The sequence below is a fragment of the Moorena sp. SIO3I8 genome (genome assembly GCF_010692325.1).
Classification (GTDB): Bacteria; Cyanobacteriota; Cyanobacteriia; order Cyanobacteriales; family Coleofasciculaceae; genus Moorena.
This window is the reverse complement of sequence record NZ_JAAHHW010000009.1, coordinates 15,115-38,663: the sequence shown is the minus strand read 5'-3', so window position 1 is coordinate 38,663 and position 23,549 is coordinate 15,115. Positions and strand designations below refer to the sequence as shown.

The 23,549-nt window shown below is 43.2% G+C and carries 18 protein-coding genes and 1 pseudogene; 5 read left to right on the top strand and 14 right to left on the bottom strand.

From position 1 onward, the window contains the following. Nucleotides 1-38 precede the first annotated feature (38 nt). Nucleotides 39-1,475, bottom strand: a complete 1,437-nt coding sequence (locus F6K51_RS05710; RefSeq protein ID WP_293018861.1) for a URC4/urg3 family protein — start codon at nucleotides 1,473-1,475, stop codon at nucleotides 39-41. Between the two features lie 64 nt (nucleotides 1,476-1,539). Beyond that, a complete protein-coding gene (locus tag F6K51_RS05705; protein WP_293018798.1) occupies nucleotides 1,540-2,808 on the bottom strand; it encodes a GTP cyclohydrolase II in 1,269 nt (422 codons plus the stop codon). A gap of 193 nt (nucleotides 2,809-3,001) precedes the next feature. Here F6K51_RS05705 and F6K51_RS05700 point away from each other — a divergent pair, with 193 nt between their 5' ends. Beyond that, nucleotides 3,002-4,567, top strand: coding sequence for a PQQ-dependent sugar dehydrogenase (locus F6K51_RS05700; protein ID WP_293018795.1), 1,566 nt, complete (start codon nucleotides 3,002-3,004; stop codon nucleotides 4,565-4,567). A gap of 178 nt (nucleotides 4,568-4,745) precedes the next feature. Here the strand turns inward: F6K51_RS05700 and F6K51_RS05695 are convergent, their stop codons facing one another. After that, nucleotides 4,746-6,752, bottom strand: coding sequence for a galactose-1-epimerase (locus F6K51_RS05695; RefSeq protein WP_293018793.1), 2,007 nt, complete (start codon nucleotides 6,750-6,752; stop codon nucleotides 4,746-4,748). Nucleotides 6,753-7,213: 461 nt separating this feature from the next. Here F6K51_RS05695 and F6K51_RS05690 point away from each other — a divergent pair, with 461 nt between their 5' ends. Continuing rightward, a complete protein-coding gene (locus tag F6K51_RS05690; RefSeq protein WP_293018791.1) occupies nucleotides 7,214-7,339 on the top strand; it encodes a hypothetical protein in 126 nt (41 codons plus the stop codon). 10 nt (nucleotides 7,340-7,349) lie between these two features. Continuing rightward, nucleotides 7,350-8,705 (top strand): annotated as a pseudogene (locus F6K51_RS05685) (TldD/PmbA family protein); the annotation flags it as partial. A 174-nt stretch (nucleotides 8,706-8,879) separates the two neighbouring features. Here the strand turns inward: F6K51_RS05685 and F6K51_RS05680 are convergent. Then, on the bottom strand, nucleotides 8,880-9,221 hold the full coding sequence (locus F6K51_RS05680; RefSeq protein ID WP_293018790.1) for a XisI protein: 342 nt from the start codon (nucleotides 9,219-9,221) through the stop codon (nucleotides 8,880-8,882). Further along, nucleotides 9,209-9,625, bottom strand: coding sequence for a XisH family protein (locus tag F6K51_RS05675; protein WP_293018789.1), 417 nt, complete (start codon nucleotides 9,623-9,625; stop codon nucleotides 9,209-9,211). Before F6K51_RS05675 ends, F6K51_RS05680 begins: the two co-directional genes overlap by 13 nt. Nucleotides 9,626-9,958: 333 nt before the next feature. On the opposite strand from F6K51_RS05675, the gene F6K51_RS05670 reads away from it, so the two are divergent. Together F6K51_RS05670 and F6K51_RS05665 are read left to right on the top strand one after the other, a co-directional pair. Then, entirely contained in the window at nucleotides 9,959-11,704 is a 1,746-nt protein-coding gene (locus F6K51_RS05670) for a hypothetical protein (RefSeq protein WP_293018787.1), read from the top strand. Nucleotides 11,705-11,847: 143 nt separating this feature from the next. Continuing rightward, nucleotides 11,848-12,216, top strand: coding sequence for a translation initiation factor (locus F6K51_RS05665; protein WP_293018785.1), 369 nt, complete (start codon nucleotides 11,848-11,850; stop codon nucleotides 12,214-12,216). A 94-nt stretch (nucleotides 12,217-12,310) separates the two neighbouring features. On the opposite strand, the gene F6K51_RS05660 is transcribed toward F6K51_RS05665, so the two are convergent. The 9 genes from F6K51_RS05660 to F6K51_RS05620 form a co-directional block, all read right to left on the bottom strand. Then, a complete protein-coding gene (locus F6K51_RS05660; RefSeq protein WP_075897741.1) occupies nucleotides 12,311-12,817 on the bottom strand; it encodes a hypothetical protein in 507 nt (168 codons plus the stop codon). 185 nt (nucleotides 12,818-13,002) lie between these two features. Beyond that, entirely contained in the window at nucleotides 13,003-13,656 is a 654-nt protein-coding gene (locus F6K51_RS05655; protein WP_293018782.1) for a nucleotidyltransferase family protein, read from the bottom strand. A gap of 40 nt (nucleotides 13,657-13,696) precedes the next feature. Next, nucleotides 13,697-14,854, bottom strand: coding sequence for an XdhC/CoxI family protein (locus F6K51_RS05650; protein ID WP_293018780.1), 1,158 nt, complete (start codon nucleotides 14,852-14,854; stop codon nucleotides 13,697-13,699). A gap of 274 nt (nucleotides 14,855-15,128) precedes the next feature. Beyond that, entirely contained in the window at nucleotides 15,129-15,803 is a 675-nt protein-coding gene (locus tag F6K51_RS05645) for a transaldolase family protein (RefSeq protein WP_293018778.1), read from the bottom strand. A gap of 290 nt (nucleotides 15,804-16,093) precedes the next feature. Beyond that, entirely contained in the window at nucleotides 16,094-17,278 is a 1,185-nt protein-coding gene (locus F6K51_RS05640) for a nuclear transport factor 2 family protein (protein WP_293018776.1), read from the bottom strand. Nucleotides 17,279-17,733: 455 nt separating this feature from the next. Further along, entirely contained in the window at nucleotides 17,734-19,863 is a 2,130-nt protein-coding gene (locus F6K51_RS05635) for a xanthine dehydrogenase family protein molybdopterin-binding subunit (protein WP_293018774.1), read from the bottom strand. Further along, on the bottom strand, nucleotides 19,860-20,855 hold the full coding sequence (locus F6K51_RS05630; RefSeq protein ID WP_293018768.1) for a xanthine dehydrogenase family protein subunit M: 996 nt from the start codon (nucleotides 20,853-20,855) through the stop codon (nucleotides 19,860-19,862). The genes F6K51_RS05635 and F6K51_RS05630 overlap by 4 nt, the downstream gene beginning before the upstream one ends. Continuing rightward, the gene (locus F6K51_RS05625; protein WP_075898750.1) at nucleotides 20,852-21,421 is read right to left on the bottom strand and encodes a 2Fe-2S iron-sulfur cluster-binding protein; all 570 of its coding nucleotides are present in this window, start codon (nucleotides 21,419-21,421) and stop codon (nucleotides 20,852-20,854) included. The genes F6K51_RS05630 and F6K51_RS05625 overlap by 4 nt, the downstream gene beginning before the upstream one ends. A 416-nt stretch (nucleotides 21,422-21,837) precedes the next feature. After that, on the bottom strand, nucleotides 21,838-23,451 hold the full coding sequence (locus tag F6K51_RS05620) for an NAD(P)H-quinone oxidoreductase subunit 4 (protein WP_293018761.1): 1,614 nt from the start codon (nucleotides 23,449-23,451) through the stop codon (nucleotides 21,838-21,840). Nucleotides 23,452-23,549: the final 98 nt, after the last annotated feature.

Below are 23,549 nucleotides of genomic sequence, written 5' to 3'. Positions count from 1 at the left end.
CGAGATTACCCAACTAGATTTGAGTCACCAAAGGATAGTCAAAAGACTGTGCCATCACTTTCTATCTGAATCGGGGAAGAGCCTCCTGGTCTCAATTGAGCAGCAATTCTACGTCCTGCTGTCCAAGTTCCTCCTTGTAAGACTTTTACTAGTGGCAATTCAGTAGCACTCAGGTTCAGTTGTTGACGAATAGTTGCTGCTATTTGATCTAGCAAACTAACGGTGAGTGCTCGCCACTCAATAATCACTTCGGAGCTGGGTAAGTGAGACTGTTGTAAAATAGCGCTATGCTTTACCTCTAGTAATCCTAGATCTAAACATAAGCCTCCATTGCGATATTCTGCTAGGCCGGTCAACTGATCAAGTTCAGTAATCTCTAAACCCAGTTCCTGCAATGGCTCTAATAGGGAGTAAGTTAACCACTGGGAGAGCTTGTGAAATGGTACATACTCGGAACCATAGTTATCCCCTTTGAGAGCAGAATGTTGCCACACATCCCCTAAATTGACCCCGGCTATGGATTCTCGTTTTGGCCAAATATCCGCTAATCCCTCCAGGACGGTGCTGAATAGGTTAGTGGCACTCAGAAGGTTGACAGGTTGACAGGTTGCAGGTTGTAGGTTGGCAGGTTGTAGGTTAGCTGGTTGACAAGTTGCAGGTTGCTCTTGGACCGGTTGTGAATCTGTAAGTGGCTTTACCCAGCTTTGGTTGTCTTGGCAACTTTCAAGGTTTAAGTTGCTATCGTGTAATCCCTTGGTAACCTGCAACTTATCTAGCAATTGGTAATTTACCAAGTAATTTACCAAGTAATTTACTAAGTTGCCAGGACGAGGATTGACTTTGCCAAACATCTGTGGTAATTCAACCAGTGCTTTACCTAAGCGCTGTAGTAAGACTAGCCTACCCTCTATGCCTATTAGTGGATTGGCTTGACTGACCTGGAATCCCTGGGCTAAGTGGTGGGCACTCAAGGATTGAAGTCCTTTGGCATCGACTTGCCAAGGTAGGTCTGGGTCGCTGGAGAAATATCCCTGACAGAACATGCGGAAACTAGCAACGGCTAATCCTTCGGAACGGCGAAACACTAGTCCGGTTTCTGCTTCATGATACTGCCAATTGCTGCCAGCCCCAGCATCGAGTAGGACGCTAATGATGACTAAGTCGAATTTGGTTTGGGCTTTTTGGAGTGGAGTGAATCCTGCCAATTTCTGGTCTAGTTCCTGAAGACGAGGGACATTTCCTACCTCAAAATGCCGCCAGCGACTATGAAATGGAATCTGGAAATCGGGGTAGTGCTGGTGCATTACCTCGATGACATAGTTAGCTACTTGCTCTAGCTTGGTTAAATTGCAGCGAAAGTACTGCAACTGGTCAGCAGTAGCTAAGGTGAAAATGCGATCGCATCTCTCCCGAATTGCCCATGGGCTTCTTAAGTAAGCGATTAACTGCTGTTGTGCATTATCCACAGGTGACATAGGCAACAGAGAATATAGGAAGGCATAGAGAATAAGCAATTCGGGAGTGACTAAGGACTCTTGACTAATCTGCTAAACCACGTCCTTGAATTTCAGCCAATGCGATCGCATCTAGTTCAGTTGTATGTTCAGTGTAATAACCAGCAGCTTTTTTGGCAGCGATTTCTACTTGGGCATCAGCGGGAATCAAGTGTTCTGGAATGGGAATGCGCTGAATAATCTCAATACCGGATTGAACGATAGCGTTATATTTCATATCGCTCATGGAGACAAAACGGTCAATTCGTTTAATTCCCAGCCAATGGAGCACATCAGGCATTAGTTCTTGGAAGCGGATATCTTGAACCCCAGCCACACACTCTGTACGGTTGAAGTAGGCATTAGCGCTATCACCTCCTTCCTGACGTTTCCGCGCATTGTACACTAGAAACTTAGTTACTTCACCTAAGGCGCGACCTTCTTTACGGAAATAAACAATGACACCTGTACCTCCACCTTGGGCTGTCTGGACACAGACTTCTAGACCATGGACTAGATAGGGACGACAGGTGCAGATGTCGGAACCGAAGACATCGGAACCATTACATTCATCATGAACTCGTACAGCAAGCAGTCGATTGGGTTCAGTAATGGCTGCTACATCACCAATTAAATAGACAGTGATGCCACCAATGGGGGGTAAGAATACCTTTAAATCAGGGCGGGTGATCAGTTCCGGGAACATGCCACCGGTTTGCTGAAATAGAGCACGGCGCAGGTAACTTTCTTGAATGTTCAATCGCTGGGCAATTCCCGGTAGATACCAAACCGGGTCAATTGCTACTTTAGTGACTACTAAACTACCATCGTTTTTAATAATTTTGCCATCAATTGCTAAACGCTTTTTTTCTACAGCATCCTGTAGTTCTGGCATATTGATATGAGCTTTGGTGATAGCAATTGTGGGTCTAATGTCGTATCCCTGCTGATATAAATCGCTATAAACTTCACCTACCATCGCCCCAAAGGGGTCGAGAGAAACAATCAAATTAGGGTCAGTCCAACTGGGATGAGGACCAATTGGGACAATGGGCGCAGTGTTGGTGAGATCCGGGCGGTGATTAGGCTGGAGTGTACCACTGGCTACGGCTAAAGCTCGATACACTGAATAGGAGCCTGAGTGAGTACCAATAACATTCCGATGAGCTGAGTTAACTAAGGTACCGACAATGGGTCCTCGTTTGAGGGGGTCACTTTCTCCCCAGTTAATTGCTGGAGAATTTAATCTAGAAGAGCTAGGATGGGAGGTTAAAACAATATGCTTGGGTTTGCTGATAGTTGTTAAATCTTCCATTAGAGTTACTCTGTAGAATGCACCAACAAGTGTCTAGGTCTTAGATGCTAAGACTTAGTTAATAGGGATAAACTACTATAGTAACAATTTCTAACAGAAGTATAAGTATTTTCTATTGATCTTGCTCTTGTGGGGAAGAATTGCGGAACCAGTGCCTTGAGCTGTAACATACAAAAAACTAAATTACGCCACCATGACTCCAAGCTCAGGGGTTTCGTATTTTTGGATTTCTCAGATTTTTAGCGTCCGCGCCCTTACCTTAGCAGCATTCATATTATGTATGAAGAAATTTCGCATTCTCTGTTTTCTCTTGTCGCTCTTCTTGGTCATCTTTGCTGTTGCCAGGATTTCTTCTGCCCAGATAACCGATCCCATTCCCGAACCAATTAAAAAGTCAGAACTCTCTGTCGGATTGGAAGAGGTTGTTCAAATTCCCAACAGTGGAACTGGAAGAAATAAAGCTGCTCGCTTGAACCTGCTTACCCATGCAGGAGATGGGACCCGACGATTATTTGTTAACGATATGCGTGGCAAGTTGTATGTCATTGTTGACGGCACTGCTACTGTTTATATGAATCTGAAAAAACTAATTTGTGCAGACTTTACTTATGAAACTCCTCAACAGGGCTTCGCTTATTTTGCTTTTCATCCAGAATTTGCTAACAATGGAATTTTTTATACTGTAACTAGCGAAGTTAAAACTGGCGGTACTCCTGACTTACCCGTTACCAAACCAATTATTGACAATAACAAGAACATTATCGAAAGTGCCCACCACGATGTAATTCGCGAATGGAAGGCAACAAACCCTTCTAGCAATACTTTTGTCGGAACATCCCGTGAGATTTTGCGCATTGAAGAGCCTTACCCAGATCATAATGTTGGACAATTGGGCTTTAATCCCAATGCTAAACGAGGGGATGATGATTATGGTTTACTCTACATTGCAGTAGCTGATGGCGGTAGTGATGGCTACCCTGTTAGCGATACCGATCCCTTGGATAATGGACAGGATCTGGGAACACCGCTGGGCAAAATTCTCAGAATCGATCCCTTTGGCAAAAATAGTGTTAATGGTCAATATGGTATTCCTCGTGATAATCCTTTTGTTACAGATGAAGAGCCTAAAACCTTGGGTGAAATCTGGGCTTATGGACTGCGTAATCCCCATCGTTTTAGCTGGGATACTGGTGGCGAAGGCAAAATGTTGATTGCTGATACTGGTCAGGCTTTTATTGAAGAAGTTAATCTTGGTATCAAAGGAGCTAACTATGGTTGGGGCGAGCGGGAAGGTACTTGGGTTATAAAGGAAAATAATGAAAATGTTTTGTTTGCATTACCCAAAAACGATCGCTCCTATGGCTATACTTATCCCGTTGCCCAATATGACCATGACATCCCCCCCGACATAAAAGGCTTCTATGGAATTGCGATCGCTGGTGGTTATGTTTATCGGGGCAAAGCAATTCCTGAATTAATCGGTCAATACATTTTTGCTGATTTCGCTCATGATGCAAGATTTTTCCACGTTCCTGTAGATGAACTTGTCAATGGCAAACAGGCAAAAATAAAAGAACTCAGACTCTTTGACGGAGAGCAAGAAGCTTCTTTTCTCGAAATCATTGGTAAAAAACGCTCTGATGTGCGATTCGGGGTGGACGAAGAAGGAGAAATCTATGTGACATCAAAACAAGATGGTAAAGTTAGGAAACTCGTTCGTTCACCAAAATCCCCTATTGACCAGAATAGTTTGGAATAATGATGGTTATGGAATTCACCTTATTGTAGGTTAGGTTGAAGGATAAAACCGAACAGGAGCCAGAGAGCGATAGGTTTTGGTATCGCTCTACCCATCCTACAAATTATTATTAATCTGAATTATGAATTCTATACTCCTACTAAGTCTCTGATGAATGCAGGAGAATAGGTATGACTTTCTAGGGCATCCCTTTAATCTTAAGACGGATACGATAAAGACTGTTTCTTGCTGTAATGTAAAGGGTTTGGTAGTCACTGTCGCCCCATGCTAAATTAGCAGGCGCTTCTGGTGTTTCAATAATGCCAAGTAGATCCCCTTGTGGTGAGAAAATCCAAACTCCTCCTGGTCCAGTGCTGTAAACATTTCCTTGGATGTCTACCTTCATACCATCTGCTGCCCCCTCCTGACTAGGAGGTTTCAGTTCGGCAAAAAGTTTTCCATTCTCTAACATCCCGTCTGGCTTGACATCAAAAACCCGAATATGACCTCTTTGTGAATCATTCACATATAATTTAGTTTCATCTGGGGAAAATACAATACCATTAGGGCGAACAAAGTCATCAACTAGCAGGGTTAGTGTGCCATCTGGTGCTAGGCGATAAACACCATAAAAGCCTAATTCTTCTTGTTCGGATTTGATGCCATAGGGAGGATCAGTAAAATAGATGCTACCATCTGATTTGACTGCTAGATCGTTGGGACTATTCAGCCGCTTCCCTTGGTAGTGACTAGCTAGAGTTACGATTTTTCCATCTTTTTGTGTTAGGGATAGACGACGATTACTATGTTCAGCAGTAACTAAACGCCCTGAGCGGTCTAACGTATTACCATTAGCATTGCCAGAAGGTTGACGAAAAATCTCGGTTTTTTGCTCTGGTTGCCATTTATAAATAGTATTAGCTGGAATATCACTAAATAGCAGAAAGCCGTCGGGATGCCAAACAGGTCCTTCAGTAAACTTAAAACCTCCTGCTACCTTTTCAACTTGAGTATTGGGAGCAATAATTTTTACTAGATTATTTTGTTTGGTGTAAAATTTATAAACCATTAGGTGTCGGTAAGTTTCACCTGGATTCAAGATAATCGAAGGAAAGTTAGGCTGATTGACTGAGTCAGGAAAATGTTGTGTCTCTAGGCACAAACCTTGATGATTTGTATAAACAACATCTCCTTTACCCACAGTTCTAAGCTTAGGAAGATTTCCAGAAAAAAACTGTATTCCTGGCTGATTAGTGTGAAGCTCCATCACCCGACCAGATTTTGGTTCATATACAGTAGCTGCCAGTTTGATTTTTTCTGATTCTCCATTCAAGACATAATTGAGGTCGTAGCCTTCTGGATAGTTTGGCTTTAGGGTATTTCTAAGCTGATTAATGCCATCTCCAATCAACTGAGGCTGAGTAAAGTCGTAGGGTGTATCTTTAACTGATTTAATCTCTCCTGTAGGGATTCGCTGTTCGTTGTTAGGCGTATATCTATCGGCATTGATCGTTAAATATTGTCCTAGAATATTTCCAGAAGCATGACCAGCCAAGTTCCAATATGAATGATTCACCAAGTTGACAGGAGTAGGTTTGTTAGTCCTAGCGGTCATTTCCAGCTTTAACTCATTATCGTTAGTCAGAGTGTAAATGGCTGTCACTGTCAAATCACCTGGATATCCTTCTTCTGAGTCAGCACTCAGATAAGTTAGTTTTAGTGCCTGTCCTTGGCTACTGTTAATTGGTTCAGCTTTCCAAACCACTTTGTCAAAACCCTTGTTACCACCATGTATGTGGTGGGGAGGGGCATTAGTAGCTAGATCATACTTTTGACCATTGAGAGTGAACTGAGCATCTTTAATCCGATTAGCGACGCGACCAACAATTGCACCATAATATAGGTAGCGCTTAGCCGCCAAATAATCTTCTAGACTATCAAATCCCAGCACTACATCGTCTAGCTCACCGCTGTTGTCAGGCAAGTGTAATTCAGTAAGAGTCGCACCATAGTTGGTTATCTTCGCTACTAAACCATTGGTATTGGTTAAAGTATAGAGATAAACGTTTTGACCATCTTTAGTCTGGCCAAATTCAATCTTCGTTACACTGTTGTTTTCTTTGTTCTGGTAGTTATTTGCTGTGGCGTAAGATTGCTCAGGGTTAAATCTCTTGTATAAATCGGATTTTACTAAAAGTACAGTCATTACCATTGCGGTAAAGACTGTGATTATTTTTAGTAACATTGAGCTAGTAAGCATAGTTGATTTTTTAGTAATTAATTGTCATCTATTATAACTATTTTTTTTAAAGTAATATAAGAGAGGGAAAAGTTTGTAATAATTTAGCTATCAGTTATCAGCTTAAGCGCTACGCGCACGCGTGCGCGTTCAGCTATCAGCTATCAGCTATCAGTTATCAGCTATCAGTTATCAGTTATCAGCTATCAGTTATCAGTTATCAGCTTATAGGCTATGGGCAGGGCTATTTCATTCTAGATGGTAAGATAAGATGCTTTGGCACAAGAGGGAGCATGTCACTTATGCAGAACATTTGTACTAAATCTCTAGCCCCCTCATGGGTTTAAGCTTGCTCTGATGGTACATAGTTAATTTATTCTGCAACGCAAGACCTGCTCCCGGCACAAAGGCGCAGAGAATCAACATCGATGGGTCAAATTGCTATTTTAGAAGCCTTTTCTGATTTACCAGATGCTCGATTAGGGCAGCGGATGTTGACACGAGCGGGCTATATGTCTGGCTATCTTTACCCTAGCAGTCGCTGTAGGGAATAAAGGATTAAAGCGCGATCGCTCCCTTAGCCAACTCTGTGATAATGTTAGTTCTGGCTTTGGGGTAAGAGTGTTACTCAATGGCGCTTGGGGCTTTGCAGCTAGTCCCTATAAAACTCCAGAGGAAGTGGAACGAATGGTGGCTTTAGCTGTGGAGATTGCTAAAGGTAGCCGCCTTTGTCAGCAAACACAGGTAAGATTAGCCCCAGTAGAAGCCTATCGCGATACCTATATTACTCCAATCGAAATTGACCCGTTTACTATACCGATTACTGAGAAAGCCGATTTACTATTGCGTATCAATGATCAATTGCTTAGCTATAGCGATCGCGGAATTAAGAAGGCTTACTCTTTCCTGCGTTTTACTCGTGAAGACAAGATTTTTGCGTCTACTGTTGATTCCCTAATTGAACAGACTATATACCGTAGCTATCCAGGTCTGGGTTGTACAGCAGTTGCTAATGGGGATGCTCAAAACCGTAGCTATGAACGTCCACCTTTAAATATCGGTTACGAGCATATTCAACCCCCAGACCTTTTGAATCAGGTAGAACGGGTAGCAGAAGAAGCGATAGAGAAGGTTCATGCTCCCAAGGGACCTTCTGGTATTCGCAGCACTCTGATTCTGAAGCCTAGTCATCTCCACCTAACGATTCATGAATCGGTGGGACACCCTACGGAACTGGATCGGGTGTACGGCTATGAGTCGAATTTTGCTGGTACTAGCTTTGCGACTACTGATAAATTGGGCAAGCTGCAATATGCTGCTCCTTGGGTGAATTTTAAATGCGATCGCACTCAATCGGGGGGACGTAGTACTTTAGGCTATGACGATGAGGGGGTACCAGCACAAGATTGGTATGTTGTCAAGGATGGCATTTTAGTAGACTACCTCACTGACCGGGAAACGGCTTATCGACTAGGTAATGCCAGTAGTAACGGTTGCGCTTACGCCGATAGTTGGTCAAGTGTTCCGATGGTGCGGATTCCTAATTTAGGGTTAGAACCGGGAGCAGAGGGAGGAAGTCACTCTGCCACACTATCAGAAATGATTGCTGAGACTGAGGAAGGGATTTTAATTGATGGTAGAGGTAGTTTCTCCATTGACCAGCAGCGACGTAATTTTCAGTTTGGTGGAGATGCTTTCTGGAAGGTGGAGAAAGGTAAAGTAGTGGGCATGCTGAAGGATGTTACCTATCATTCTATGAGTACTGATTTCTGGAATAGTGTTGATGCCATTGGAGTGGCTTCGGAACAGGAGCAGTTTGGTACCCATATGTGTGGTAAAGGGGAACCGATACAAATTGCTCAAATGACCCATGCTTGTGTGCCGGTGCGGGTGCGCAATATTCAGATTGGGGGAGCATGAATCGTTAATGGTTAAGGCTCTCCCGGCTTTGGGGTGATAAGGCAAGCTTATATCACGTAATTCCGCCAGTTCCAGCCACGTTGATTGTCTATTTTGTGCCTTTTGATACGTTTTCAACCACAGATCCGGGAGAGCCTAATAAAGTCGCAAACCTCTAAATAGGGTATCATAGTTTTAACCAACTGCATAACGGGTAAATTGGCGCTTAAAAGCGGAATGAAAACCTAAAACGATATCAGAAGTGGGTACACCCATTTCCACCAACCTCTCAGCAACCGAGTCTTCAGTCCCGTTATATTGAATCCAAATTTTGCCATCAATAATATCAAAGTGCATCACAGGACCAAATATCCGCTTATCTCCTTGCCAACCCACATAAGCCAATTGATAATGGTCGTGTTCCCTATCAAATATTAGCTCGGCTTTGACCGTATCCCTATCAGTAGGGGTTGCTATTTGGGAGTGTTCAGTTAAAATCTGCTTGACAAATTGCCGATATTGCTCTATTTTATCCATTGCCTAATCTCCTCCAATTTCGGATCGTAAATCATCAACTTGACTTGGTAACGTCTCAGAGCGCGTTGGATGAAAGAAAGCTGAAAAAAATCTTGATAAGTTTCATAAGGAATAGCTAAATAAACAATTCGCTCTGGTTCAAGTTCTTCAAGAGCCTGACAATAGTTAAGATATTGCCCTAACGCCGTATGAAATGTGCTGATATCTGAGTCGCCAATAAAGCTTTTAATTTCTACAGCAATTTTTTCGGCATCTCGTTCAGCTGCGATTGCGATTTCTGCCGCTAAATCAATTTGTAATTTGACTGCCTCGCCAATCCGAATCGTGAGAGGATCGTGAGTGATATTCCATCCGTCTTTGATCAAAGCATTTTTAACCTGTTGATGGAAAACGTCTTTTGCCATTTTGGATGTTTTTCATCCCTTATCTAATTTATTTAATTCTATCATCTACGGCATTGTCATAAGCTGTTGCGCATTTAAATTGGATATTATTCAGTTTCTTGATGCAAAGCGTGAGTGGTTTTGGGCTGGTTGACTGACTTTAGTTGAGGGCCATTTCACGAACCCCTCCAAACATGGGCAGGAATATGGCAATTGAAGCTCCTCAATTGCCGGATAGTTGGTCAGGGAATTTTAAATTAAAAATTTATAATTGACAAACAAAACTGATGGTCTAGAGATGAATCAGCAGCTAAGATCGATGAATTAACATTTCAGATGTGATAGGAGATGACAATGTCTGTACCTACCCGTACTCCTTTACCAATTATCCTAATTCGTGGGTTTGGTGGTCTCAATATTCAAGAGGAACAGCGCTTAACCTATCAGGGGTTTAACCAAGGCACTGTCTATGAACACAAAAAGGGAACAAACGAGATTTATGAAGGATTAATCCTGAGTTTCCTCAAGTCAGACTGGCAATACCATGATGCTACTAACGTCGTGACTTTTGGTAGTCGGGAGATTGAAGATGAAGCAACCCTGCCTCGGAAACTAAAGTCTTTGCAGCAAATGCTCCAGGATGGCAAACCCCTGCCATCATCACTGGAGTGGTTAAAGGATAATGGTATTTTCGATAAATTTAAGCGCCTCAAAGAAGAAACCTATACTCTAAACTATCCAGACAAAACAGAAGAAAAAAGATATTTTTCCGGGGATAAAGTGGTCATAAACCCAGAGAGGGCAGAATCCTTTTTGGAGTCTACCAAAGATCCCTGGCGCTCCATTTGGGTATTTCGCTACTATGACCTGAAAGAGCGTAAATTTGAAACCTATGGTAATGCCTTGGTGCGTCTAATCTACTTAATTCGTGAACTAACGGCGAATCAAGCAGGTGTTAAACCTAAGGTTAACATCATTGCCCATTCTATGGGTGGGTTAATCGCTCGCGAAGCAGTTCAAGTCATCTATCCCAGCCTTGGTCTTAAGGCTGAAGACTACATCAATAAAATTATCACTTTGGGAACTCCTCACCAAGGCATTACCTTCCAAATCTTAGAAGATTGGCTGGGGTTTGGGGGAGAGCTAGGAGCTCAAGAAGAATTAGAGCGCTTTAATCTCAAAAATCAAAGTAAGCTCAACAACCCCTATTCATTCCAAAATTTTGAGAAACACTTTCCATTAGAACGACTTTTAACTATTGTTGGTACCAACTATAAGTCTTACAATTTGCGACAAGCCTCCTTTCTCAACCGCGTTTTCTCCCCGAGATATGAGTTTGGTTCTAACTATAACCGTAGTGATGGCTTAGTTAAGCAATTCTCTGCCCAAATTCCTGGGGCACCCCGTACCTTTATCCACAAATCCCACGGTGGTTTCGACTCCGTGATTACTTCCCGGGAAGCATTTGAAGTAGCAACGCGCTTTTTCTTTGGGGATGTGCGATCGCGTTTACGTTTTGTCAACGCCCAAATCACTCGGGGTAAGGATTGGTTTGGCAAGAGTGAGTTCTTTCTGGGAGTATCGATTAAACCCCGTCGGGTGGACTTTGAACTGTTTCACCAGAGTGAGGGGGCGGAAAACTGCTATGGTCCGTTTATTAAAGAGGATTTGACGGACGAAAACCTAGCATTTCCTTGGGCAGATGGCAAAAATCTGATCTGGGAAGGCTACCTGAATACCATATCAATTCTAGAGGATGAGAGCATCCCAGCACAAGAGAAAGACATGGTCTTACGGCTGGACTTTTACGTCGGTGAACGGGATTTGTTAGGTCTTGGTTTCTCTGACAATGTCATCTTCCGCAAACAATACTATATCCGGGTTCTGATTGCCAAGACACCCATAGAACTCTACCTCCATACCGATGAAAAATTTGCTCAGCCAGATTTTACCCCCAATCCCGCTGATAAGATGAAAGAAGTGGATGGTGCCTGGGAATTTCAAGTGCAAGACACTGGATTTGAAGGGACCTTCCAGATCGAAATCGATTGTGTTCCTGAACAGGGACATCCAGAACCGTTTCTTTCCGGGATAGGATAATGGGTAATGGGTAATAGGTAATGGGTAATGGGTAATTGGTAGTTGATGATTACCGATTACCCATTATCCTGACCCAAAAATCGAACTACTATTTGGTAAGTGATTAACCGGACTTGTAAATAGATTGATACTATATTGAACTAATGGCTTCATCAAAATCAAAACGCAATGCTGCTGACTCCAAAACCTCTGGCAATCGAATTGCTTACCAGGAATTTGGCACTAGCAATGACGCTGCAGTTGAACGACCAATTCAAGAACTTCCGCCAAATCAGCAAGATTTGCGCGTACAGGCATCACGGAAGGGACGTAAGGGAAAAACCGTTACAGTAATTAGTGGATTTCAATCATCACCAGAAACCTTAACCAAGTTACTTAAACAGCTGAAAGGCCAATGTGGTAGTGGTGGTACAGTTAAAGATAATACTATTGAAATTCAAGGGAATCATACTGATAAACTAGTGCAAATAATGATTAAACTGGGCTACAAAGCTAAAGTTAGTGGGGGGTAATGGTAAACTAGATAAACCTGGATGTTTAAACACGGATAAACGGATAACCTAAGATTAGTTTATCCGTTTTAATTACTAATTTAAATTACTAGATTTAAATGACTAGTTTGGTAATCCTCAAAACATCGTGATCGGAACGAAGGTAGGGAACTGAGGTACTTCTGAATCCAGTAACAAAGGGTCGATGATACAACTTCCAATAAATGGGACTCAGGTCATGAGCGATCGCTTTTAGGGCTTTGAGTTCTTCTGCTAGTTCCGCTGCCAGTTCATTAATCCGTTCAGCGTGGTCATAAGCTTGTTGTGTGGCTTGTTCTATTTGGTCTTCTAGGGTTAGGGGTTGACTGATAGTAAGTGCTGGCTGTAACTGCTGCTGTTTTTGTTGCAACTGGGCTTCTAAGGCTGCGATCGCATTATCGATTCCTAGTATCTCTACCGATCGTTGGGCGTTTTCACTGGCTTGACGACGGTAGGCTTGAGCGATCGCTTCTGGGGACTGGTCTTCTAGGATGATTTCCTGGCGGGTTAGGGTATCACGTTCAGCACGTAGTGCGGCAATGCTCTGGCGAATTGCGTCAATTTCTGAGTGTATTTGCTCCATTTTTGCCTTTAGCTATGAGTTTTATACTCTTTTTATATTGAACAGTCAACAGCCTCATCCACAAGGGGATCGGGCTTGTAACTAACAGGACTTACGCCATAACTATACCAGTAAGGTGCGTTATTAACGCACTCTACTATAGGGTTTGTATTTGAGATGTAAACCTAGGAGGTCTTGTTTTTTTGTCAAATAAAACTCCGGAGCTCTTGCCCCTCTTGGTTTTTCTCTAACTTCTGGTAATCTCTTGGTGTATCAATGTCAATTACACCTAATGGAAAAGAAATACTAAATACTTCGTTGTAGTATTTGTTAATTATTTTTTTTGCCCCCACGGTCTCATCTAAGGTTGCTAGTTCAGAGAAAAATCTATGTTTAAACAAAACAGGTACACCTAATGTATCTGCATATTGACAAGCAACAATGGGTTTTCCCGTAGCATGATAGGCTGCCACTAAAGAATTAATAATTTCAGTAGAAATAAACGGCTGGTCACAAACAGTAATAACTGCTGCGTCTATGGTTTCATAACAACTTCCAAGGGATAGAATTCCCCTACGAATTGAGGAACCCATTCCCAAATTCCAATCTGGGTTTTCAACTACCGTTACAGAAGGTTGGTTAACTTCAGAATATATCTGTTGGGCATTTGCTCCTAAAACCACCACTACAGGCTTGCACACTGAAGCCATTGCTTTCTCTAGGGTATGGCGAAGTAAGCTGGATCCCTGATAGGGTAAGAGTTGTTTAGGTTTACCCATGCGGGTTGATGCACCTGCTGCTAGGATAATAATAGCAATATTTGATTCAGTTTGTTTTAGCTGTGAATGGGTTATTTTCATTTCATAATTCAAAGAATCAAGAGTCAAACTTCCACAAATTTTATAGTTTATCAATTGGGATTTCCTTGACTTGATTTCGTTCGTGAATTGGTTCCATGCGGTGTTTTAAAAAGCCACCACCACGGTTTGCTAACACGGCTTGAATCTCAGCAATGATGGATAATGCGATCGCTTCTGGTGTATCTGCACCAATATCAATACCAACAGGAGTATATAACTTTTCTAGCTGTATGGGTGTACATTCTACTCCTGCTGTACGTAAATCTTGCAGTAACCTGGCAGTGCGTTGCTTGGAGCCCAAACAACCCAGATAGCTGATTGCAGCAGGGATTAGCACTTTCAAAATTTCTAAATCATCGAGGTAGTTATGAGTCATTACCACAGCAATGGTGTCATCATCAATAGATATTTGCTTGTCTAAAATTTCCCTGCGGGTGAGAATCACCTGATCAGCCATGACAAAACGCTCTTGAGTTACCTCACTCCCTCGACAATCAACTATAGTGACTCGCCAACCTAAGGCTTTAGCAAACTCTGCTACAGGTAGACTATCACGACCTGCACCAAAAATTATTAGGTGTGGCGGGGGTTTAATAAACTCGATAAAAATATCTACTTTACCGACTGCTAATTGGTATTGATGGAAACTTGAATGTTGATTTTCCAGAGCAGCTTGAGCATCTTTGAGCAAAGCAGCAGTCAAATACTCTTCTTGAATATCAGTATTTACACGATTATTTGATTGCAGGATTAAACGCGCCCCAACCTGAACATTAACCGTACCTTCCACAGCAACAACAGTGGCAATAATACCTTGCTGCTGGTTATAGAAACATTGATGAATAAAAGATAAGGGATTAAGGGGATTATCTTGATTTAGAGGCTCAATCAAGACGTTTACCACACCGTTACAACCCAGCCCAAATCCCCAGATAATGTCCTCATCAGCAGTGGTATCATAAGTGACGACTATGGGTTTTCCGTGTGGCATGGAGACGCGAGTATGCTCAAATACATCATTTTCCAAGCAACCACCGCTAATGGTTCCTACCATTTTACCAGTTGATGTGATCAGCATCCGCGCACCAGGTTGGCGATAGGTAGAGCCTTGAACATTGACAACAGTAGCAAGAAATACTTGTTGATCGTTGTGTTGACTATCTCCGAATGCTGCTAGAATAGAATTTAGCTCTTTCATCTTGACTACTGGATAATCCTACTTATTATAGCAGAGCTCAAAATCGCCTTTTACCAATTTTTTATCAACAATTAGCCCAATCTCAATACTTATTAGGCAATGAAACATGGACAGCAGCAGATATAGCAGCGTTATGTTCCGTGGGTTACTACAGCCTTTGGAGCAGGTACAAATTATTGGCTTTTAGGTACCTCATAACTGCGCTAAAATCTATATGTATGTTTATTTATGGTCTCTATATCTGCCTATTTTATTATCCAAAACTCAGGTCACATTAAGTTTCAAAAGATAATTTATCACCAAAGACTTGTTGCCAATCAGTATTAAATTGTTCAACGGCCAAAGGTATAGCCGGATGTGAAACCATTTGTCCCATTATACCTACAGGCAAAGTAATTGCACCAACCCCTGCTTGTAATACCTCTAAAACTTGACGCGGATTTTTAAAACTAGCAGGTAATAAACAACAACTTAGCTGTTGTTGTTGGATAAGTTGTTGAAGTTGCTCCACAACTGTGACACCATTTCCCCCAAAAACATCAATTCGATTTACATAAGGAGCTAAATAATCTGCACCTGCTAGTGCAGCTAAAAAACCTTGTTGAACTGTATAAATTGCCGTAGCTAATAGAGGTATCTGCTTCTGATGTAACTGTTTTATTGCCACCAGACCTATTTCCGTGGCCGGAATTTTAACCACTATATCATAGGGTAAAGCTGTTATTTTATCAGCTTCAACGATAATTTCATCTACAGATTGACTAATAACTTGAATGTGGAAACGTGCCTCATTCCCTAGTATAGTAGTTACTTCTTTAAGTAGTTGATTAACACCTATGTTAGCTTGAGCCAAAATACTGGGGTTCGTTGTTATTCCTTTAATTGGTAAGCAAGAGTGAAAACGTGCTATTTGTTCAACATCGGCACTGTCTAAATATAGTTCTAACATGATTAAATCATGATTAACCTTTACTGAATAAAAATGCTCCGCAGCACAGTCATCTGAGCGTTAGGATAAACTTGTTGATATTGAACACGAGATGATTCCAAAACTACATATAGCGTTTATTGCATTTATGAGGTACACTTTTCAACCTCAAAGTCCCCCTTTTTAAGGGGGATTTAGGGGGATCCCTTTGTACCTCATGGGAAAGAGAATTGCTATAGTTATGATTTGATAAGAAAAGTCTTTTGGGCAGCAAATTGCGTCCGCTCTTGCTGAGCCAACCTCCAAGCAACTCATAGAATGAGCCATAGCGCAAGTCCCCAGAAAGGAATAAATCGAAACCAGCCAATCCTACTGTTAACTGCCGCCAAAAGTAAAGCCTGAACAATGGAAAAAAGTACTAAATCTACACAGAAAGCTAATGTAAGTCGGTTCGTCATCAATTGCTCGCCAAAATAGTTCATTCTCTCGACCAAATCTCCAAACTCTGGTCGGCAAAGTACCCCCCAAAATAAGGCAATTATCCCCACTATCATTCCTGTCCAACCAAATACACGAGCTAATATTCCCTTGTTCGTTTCCTCCTTTACTGGAGGAATTGGTGTATTATAGCGCAGTGCCATATAAGGGGTAAGAACAGCATTGGTTCCGAACATCGCCAGACTCCAAATCAGAATCTTGGGGAGATGAGTTGTCCTTCTATCGACGAGGAGTAGAGGTAAAAACATGAAAATCCAAGCTTCGGCAAAGTTGAAGAGTGCTTCTAAGGTAGGATGAACCACTGGTGCTTCTAAATAATTAATGCCTACTCGGTTAAAAAGGGGTAAAATAAAGAAAAAATTCAGAGATTCATTTACTATTTCCTCTATAGTTTCTGGTTGAATAGCCCAAGCGGGTTCCCCTGGAATAAGTTGCCCTGGTGGAGATAGCAACAGAATGTAAATATAGGCGATCGCTATTAACCCAAATACTAGAGGAAGAAAGCGTTGACTTTTTGGAATCCCTTGGCCTAAGGGAGAGATTTCCATGGTACTTTTATCTTGCCGATCTTTCAGCAGTATCCGTATCAGCGGAGATACTAGTCGGATGATAAAGAATGCCGCCTTCCCTGGTTTTATGGGGGGTTCAACCAGATCACGGGCTAAAACTAACTTGCCAGTTACCTCAGAACAACGATAAAAGCTAACACCTCGTCCGTTGGGAAAGGGAATGCCGTCTAACTCAACGTGCCATAGTATTCCTACTGCCAGGGGATCGCCTGTGGTGATATCATCAATTACAAACTTTAACTCATCCGGGATACCTTGACAGGATTCTTCCAGAAGTTGTCTGACAGCTTCCTTTCCTTTGAATGGTTGGGAAAAGTTGAGATCCTCGTAAATACACTGGTCGTCTATCCACTCCATCGCAGCGTTAACATCCCTACGATTGATGGCTTCATAGATGGACTGGATGACATTATGGGCAGGTGTGGTCATGAGATTTGAAATTTTAGATTTTAGGTAAGGATTTAGTGGAAAACCTGCATGGCAGGGATTAACATAAGCACCTTTCCAATAATTAAGTGATCAGCAATTCTATGATCGCTCTCCGAAGACATACAAAGCATTGCCCTAGTTGTCGGCAATCTCTAGTGTTGATAGATAAATTCTAAAGATTATTGTCTAAATTTTACCGCAGTCTTGGCAATATTAGTCTTGTTACTAATACTAATTAATCTGAATATAAGACTAGTTTTGGTACCAGCTATGTTGGGAATATTGAGTTTAATTTTCTCCTATAAACTAGGCTGAATTCGGTAAAGATTTATCAGCAGCATTCCCAAAAAAGGTTTACCCGTGGTTGACTTATATGAAAATTAACATCATCACAACATAAACATCATCACATAACAGAAGAGGCGTTGAATGGAACGCCTCTTCTGTTATGTGTGTCACAACAACTTATCCGGTGTAATTGGTAAATCACGGATACGTTTACCTGTAGCATGGTAAATAGCATTAGCGATCGCAGCCGATACTCCTGTAATCCCAATTTCACCCAAACCCCGCACCCCTGCGGGATTAAAGTTATAGTCGGGTTCCCCTACAAATGTCACCTGAATCCGGGGAATATCTGCATGACTGGGATAATGATAGGTGGCCAGGTCGTAAACCACAGGATAGCCAATATTGGGGTCAAAATCACAGGCTTCCATCAAGGCGTGCCCAATACCCATAATTACACCACCCCGTATCTGAGACGCTGCAGTTTTGGCATTCATTACTCGCCCAATATTCATCACAGACACCCAACGGTTGACGCGCAAGCGGGCAATGTCTTCATCTACGCTGACTTCACAAAAATGTGCCCCCCAGGATTGGAATGCCCATTTCTTCCCCTCTTCACCGGCTGCAGAAGAGGCTGTCGCTTCAAACGCAGCTTGTCCCGACTGATGCAGGGTGGCAAAGGCTTCTTGGGCTGTTGCGGCATGAGCCGTCTTGAGAACTGCCTCACAAGCCGCCATCACTGCTGGTACAAGGGTTGCTGTCATTTGGGAACCACCCGCCATCCCACCATTTGGCAGTAAGGAGTCTCCCATCTCCACCCGTACCTGTTCGACGGCTAGCCCCAATACCTCGGCTGCTGTACCTGCAACAATGGTATATGCACCAGTACCCATGTCATTAGCACTAGTGAGGATATGGGCAGTACCATCGGCTAACAACCGTACTGTGACTGTGGCTGAACTCCGTAAAGCGGGGAAGGTTGATGCCGCCATGCCCCAACCAATTAGCTTACCATCACGGGTGAGGGAGCGCACCTGTTTTGGTCGATCTTGCCACCCAAATTGTTGCGCACCCAGCCGCAAACATTCTGCGAAATCCTTGGCAGAGAACGGTAAACCCTGGCGCTGGTGTTCCTTAGTTTCATTTTTTAACCGCAGTTCCACTGGGTCGATTTTTAACTCCCACGCCAATTCATCCATTGCTGATTCTAGTGCCCATAACCCCGGATTTTCCCCTGGGGCACGCATGAATGCGGGTGTCCCAACGTTCATGACCGCCAATTCCTGACGGGTTCGCAGATTGGGTGCAGCGTACATAACTGGTGTGATGCCTGTACAAGGTTCAGTAAAAATCTCAACTGGTGAGGTACAGGATTTAACCCCATGGTCTATGGCCATCAAGCTACCATCAGCATTTGCCCCTAAACGAATCGTTTGTTCCGTTTCAGACCGGTGTCCGGTGTTGGCGGTCATTTGCCGACGGCTGAGAACAACTTTCAGGGGACGTTGCAGTTGACGGGCTGCTGCTGCACCAAGAATGGCATGGGGCCAAGGGAAGGCTTTAGAACCAAAGGCTCCACCAATAAAAGGTGTGATAATACGGACTTTTTCTGGGGCAAGTCCAAACAGGTCTGCATAGGTACGCTGACTACCGATTACCCACTGAGATGGTTCGTAAACAGTCAGGGTGTCTGCATCTTGCCAGTGAGCAATGATAGCATGGGGTTCCATCGCTGCGTGTAGTTCAGTGGAAGTTGTGTATGTTGCTGTAATCTCGGCTCCTACACCTGCCATGGCACTGGCAAAGTACCCAGCAGCAACATTCCCCTTCTCAAAGGTCATCTGTTGCCCAAGCATGGGTGGAGCTTCGTTAAAGGTAGCTTTGCTGGTTTCTACAATTGGTTCTTGGGTGACGTATTCTACCTTAACTAAATGAGCAGCGTGACGTGCCCGTTCAAAGGTATCTGCGACTACCAAACCAATAATCTGTCCTGCGTAGTAAATTTGGTCATCTGATAACGGTAGTCGTGCTTCGTAGATTTTCGAGGTTAAAAAATCGTTAGCTGGTTTAGATACAGTCGGCGGGTTTTTATGGGTGAAAACTGCAATTACCCCTGGTGCTGTTGCTGCTGCTTGGGTATCAATACTTTTAATCTGCCCATGAGCAATATTAGCAGTCACCAGATAACCATGAACTAAACCGGGAATTTGATGTTCAGCAGCGTAGGTTGCTGTCCCTGTAACCTTTGCTCGTCCATCCTTGCGGTTAATACTAGTACTAGTTACTTGATTCATGCTACCCCTCCTCCTTGAGCAGAAACCATGAGGGCGCGACGAATCGCCCGTTTTGCCAGTTCGACTTTATAACCGTTGTGAGTTAAAGGTTTGGCTAAGTCCAAGGCAATTTCTGCAGCCTCGGTAAATGTTGCTACATCCGCCGACTTACCAATCAAAAACTCTTCTGCTGCTGTTGCTCGCCAAGGCTTGTGTGCTACCCCACCCATTGCCAAGCGTGCAGCTTGGATTTGCTCCCCTTGCAAGTTTACCGCCGCCGCCACAGAAATTAAAGCAAAGGAATAGGAAGCGCGATCGCGTATTTTCAAATAAACCCCAGATTTCCCAAAGGATAAGGTCGGCAGAATCACAGCGGTAATTAACTCCCCTGGTTCTAAATTAGTGTCTTGCTCGGGTCTATTTCCCGGTAGACGGTGGAAATCTGTAAACGGTATCTGCCTTTGCCCTTGGGCACTTGCTACTTCCACCACCGCATCCAATGCAGCTAGGGCAACACACATATCTGACGGGTGGACTGCTACACACTGCTCGCTGGCACCAAGGATGGCATGAGTACGGTTAATTCCCGTGATTGCGGGGCAGCCTGTCCCTGGTTGCCGTTTATTACAAGGAAAGGCGGTATCGTAATAATAGGGACAACGGGTACGTTGCAGCAGGTTTCCCCCCACTGTAGCCATGTTGCGAATTTGCTGAGATGCGCCAGATATAATTGCCCTAGCTAACATGGGATAGTTGCGGCGAATATCACTATTGTCTGCCACTGCGGTATTACTAACTAGCGCTCCCAGACGCAGACTACCATCAGCCATCGGTTCAATGTTATGCATCTGTAACCGAGAGATATCAATCAGTTGCGATGGCTGATCTAAGAATACTTTCAGACGGTCAACTAAATTCGTTCCACCAGCAATAAACATGGAGTGTTGGTCAGCAACTGCCTGGTTCACGGCATCTGACAAGGAAGTGGCACGGGTATAGGTGAAGTTATTCATGATCCTTTGTTATTTCCATATTCACTGACCATCACCGCTGCCACAGGAGAAGGTGGTTTTTGTCCAATTACCTGCTGTACGGCTGCCACAATACCATTGTAAGCACTGCATCGGCAGAGATTCCCACTCAGTCGTTCCTTAATTTCCGCCTCGGAGAGTTCAGCTAGTTGTGGAGGACTATGCAAATCTGGTGTCACCGCGCTAACACAACCCCGTTTAACTTCCTCCACAAGAGCCACAGAAGCGCAAATTTGCCCTGGGGTACAATAGCCGCATTGGAAGCCATCATTGTCAATAAATGCCTCCTGCACCGGATGGAGAGTATCCCCTGTTGCCAAACCTTCAACGGTAACAATTTCCTTACCTTCTTGCATGACTGCCAAAGTGAGACAGGAATAAACTCGCTGACCATCAATTAAAACAGTACAGGCTCCACATTGTCCATGATCGCACCCCTTTTTACTCCCGACTAATCCCAAATATTCACGCAGAGCATCTAGGAGTGTTACACGGGGTTCAATGGTGAGGGTGTGCTGTTTACCATTTACGGTAAGAGTCACATTCATTTTGGCTTGGCTTCCTTGTACAGTAGTCTGACAGAGTCCCTACAGGAACGCAATTATATTATCATTACTTCCCAAATCTTACAGAAAAATCCCATAGGGGGACTTAAACAGAAATCAAGATATAAATCCAGTATAATATCGCTACCTTTGGGCATTTTGGCGCGAATTTATTCATAATTTCGAAAGGGATACAGCAATAGAACAGGGGGTTTTATCCCCTCGCGCTTTTCATAAAAACAGTGAGATGCACCCGGTTTGTTGGGAGCATCTCATTTTGGCAAATATATCGTTTTATGTGGGCGGTAGAATCACCATGATACAGCTATTTGCGGTATGTTTCTTCCAAAGTGAGATGCTCCTACTTTGTTTGGGGCGTTCTTTTTGTTTAACTCCCGCTAATTGGAAACAGCAAGTACTCAGTACTTGGTAACACCAAGAATAGCTTGAGGATTGGTATTAGGTAACTGTGGCGGTGTGAAGGTACCAGAGTATAGAGGTGATTCCTCTTGAACAATCACTGGTAAGGATTGGCGCATTTGAGCAGCAACCGCTACAGTTTTCACATCATAGGTTTGAGTGACTAGCTTCGGATAAAGACCGATGCCAATAATAGGGATTAACAGACAAGCGGTAACGAAAATTTCGCGAGGCTTGGCATCCCCTAGGTATTTCTCAATAATTATTCCAGAGTTATATTTACCGAAAAATACCTGTCTGAGCAGTGAAAGCAGATAAATCGGAGTTAGGATTAATCCCACTGCGGCTAATAGAACGATGACGACTTTGAAAGATGAGCTGTAAACACTGCTAGTGGTGACTCCAAGAAAGACTGACAACTCACCAACAAAACCACTCATTCCTGGTAAGGCTAGGGATGCCATGGAACCAGCAGTGAAAAGGGCAAATACTTTGGGCATGTCTTGTGCCATTCCTCCCATTTTCGCCATCGCTAGCGTATGAGTACGTTCGTAGGTGACACCAGATAGGAAGAATAAGGCAGCAGCGATTAACCCATGGGAAAGCATCTGTAAGATAGCTCCATTCATTCCTAATTCAGTGAACGAAGCAATGCCAATCAACACAAAACCCATGTGGGAAATTGATGAGTAAGCTAGTCGTCGTTTGAGATTGTCTTGGCTAAAAGCAAGCAAAGCACCGTAGATAATATTGACCACACCTAATACTGCTAGCACTGGTGCGAAGTAAGTATGGGCATGAGGAAGCATTTCTAGATTCATGCGCATCAGTCCATACCCACCCATTTTCAATAAGACCCCAGCTAATATCATCGAGACTGGAGCAGAAGCTTGGCTGTGTGCATCTGGTAACCAAGTATGTAGCGGAAAAATCGGCAACTTGACACCATAGGCAATTAAGAAACCCGCATAAGCTACTAGTTCCAAAGCTATCGGGTAATTCCGATTCCCTAGGGTTTGCATGTCAAAGGTGACTGTATCTCCAGCAAACGCCATCATTAGCGCGGCGACCAGGATAAAAACTGAACCTGCTGCTGTGTAAAGAATAAACTTGGTTGCGGCGTAGAAGCGTTGTTTTCCTCCCCATATAGAAATGAGCAAGTACACTGGCAGCAACTCTAATTCCCACATTAGGAAAAACAACACTAAATCTTGAGCTGCAAACACCCCGATCTGGGCGCTATACATGAACAGCATCAAGCAGTAAAACAAACGCGGTTTATGGTTAATCTTCCAAGCCGCAACAATAGCTAAGGTAGTGACTAAGCCACTTAACACAATCAGAGGCATCGATAAGCCATCGACTGCTACAGACCAACTAATGCCAAGCTGGGGTATCCACGTATAACTTTCCCTGAGCTGAAATTCGGAGTTTCGGAAATCGTAATGATGCCAAAACCCATACATGATTAGGACAAAATCCAGAAGGGCTACACCTAGGGCATACCAACGAATCATCCTCAGCCACTTGCTGGGAATGATCGGAATCACCAGAGATGCCACTAGGGGCAGCAGAATTATCGTCGTTATCCAAGGGAAATTCGCGGGGACCATAGCTAAGAATAAATACCTATTGCCACATGATTTCAGTATATTAAGTAAAGTAAAGATTTGCAAAGGGTATTTACCAAAAAAACACAAAAAAAATTTTT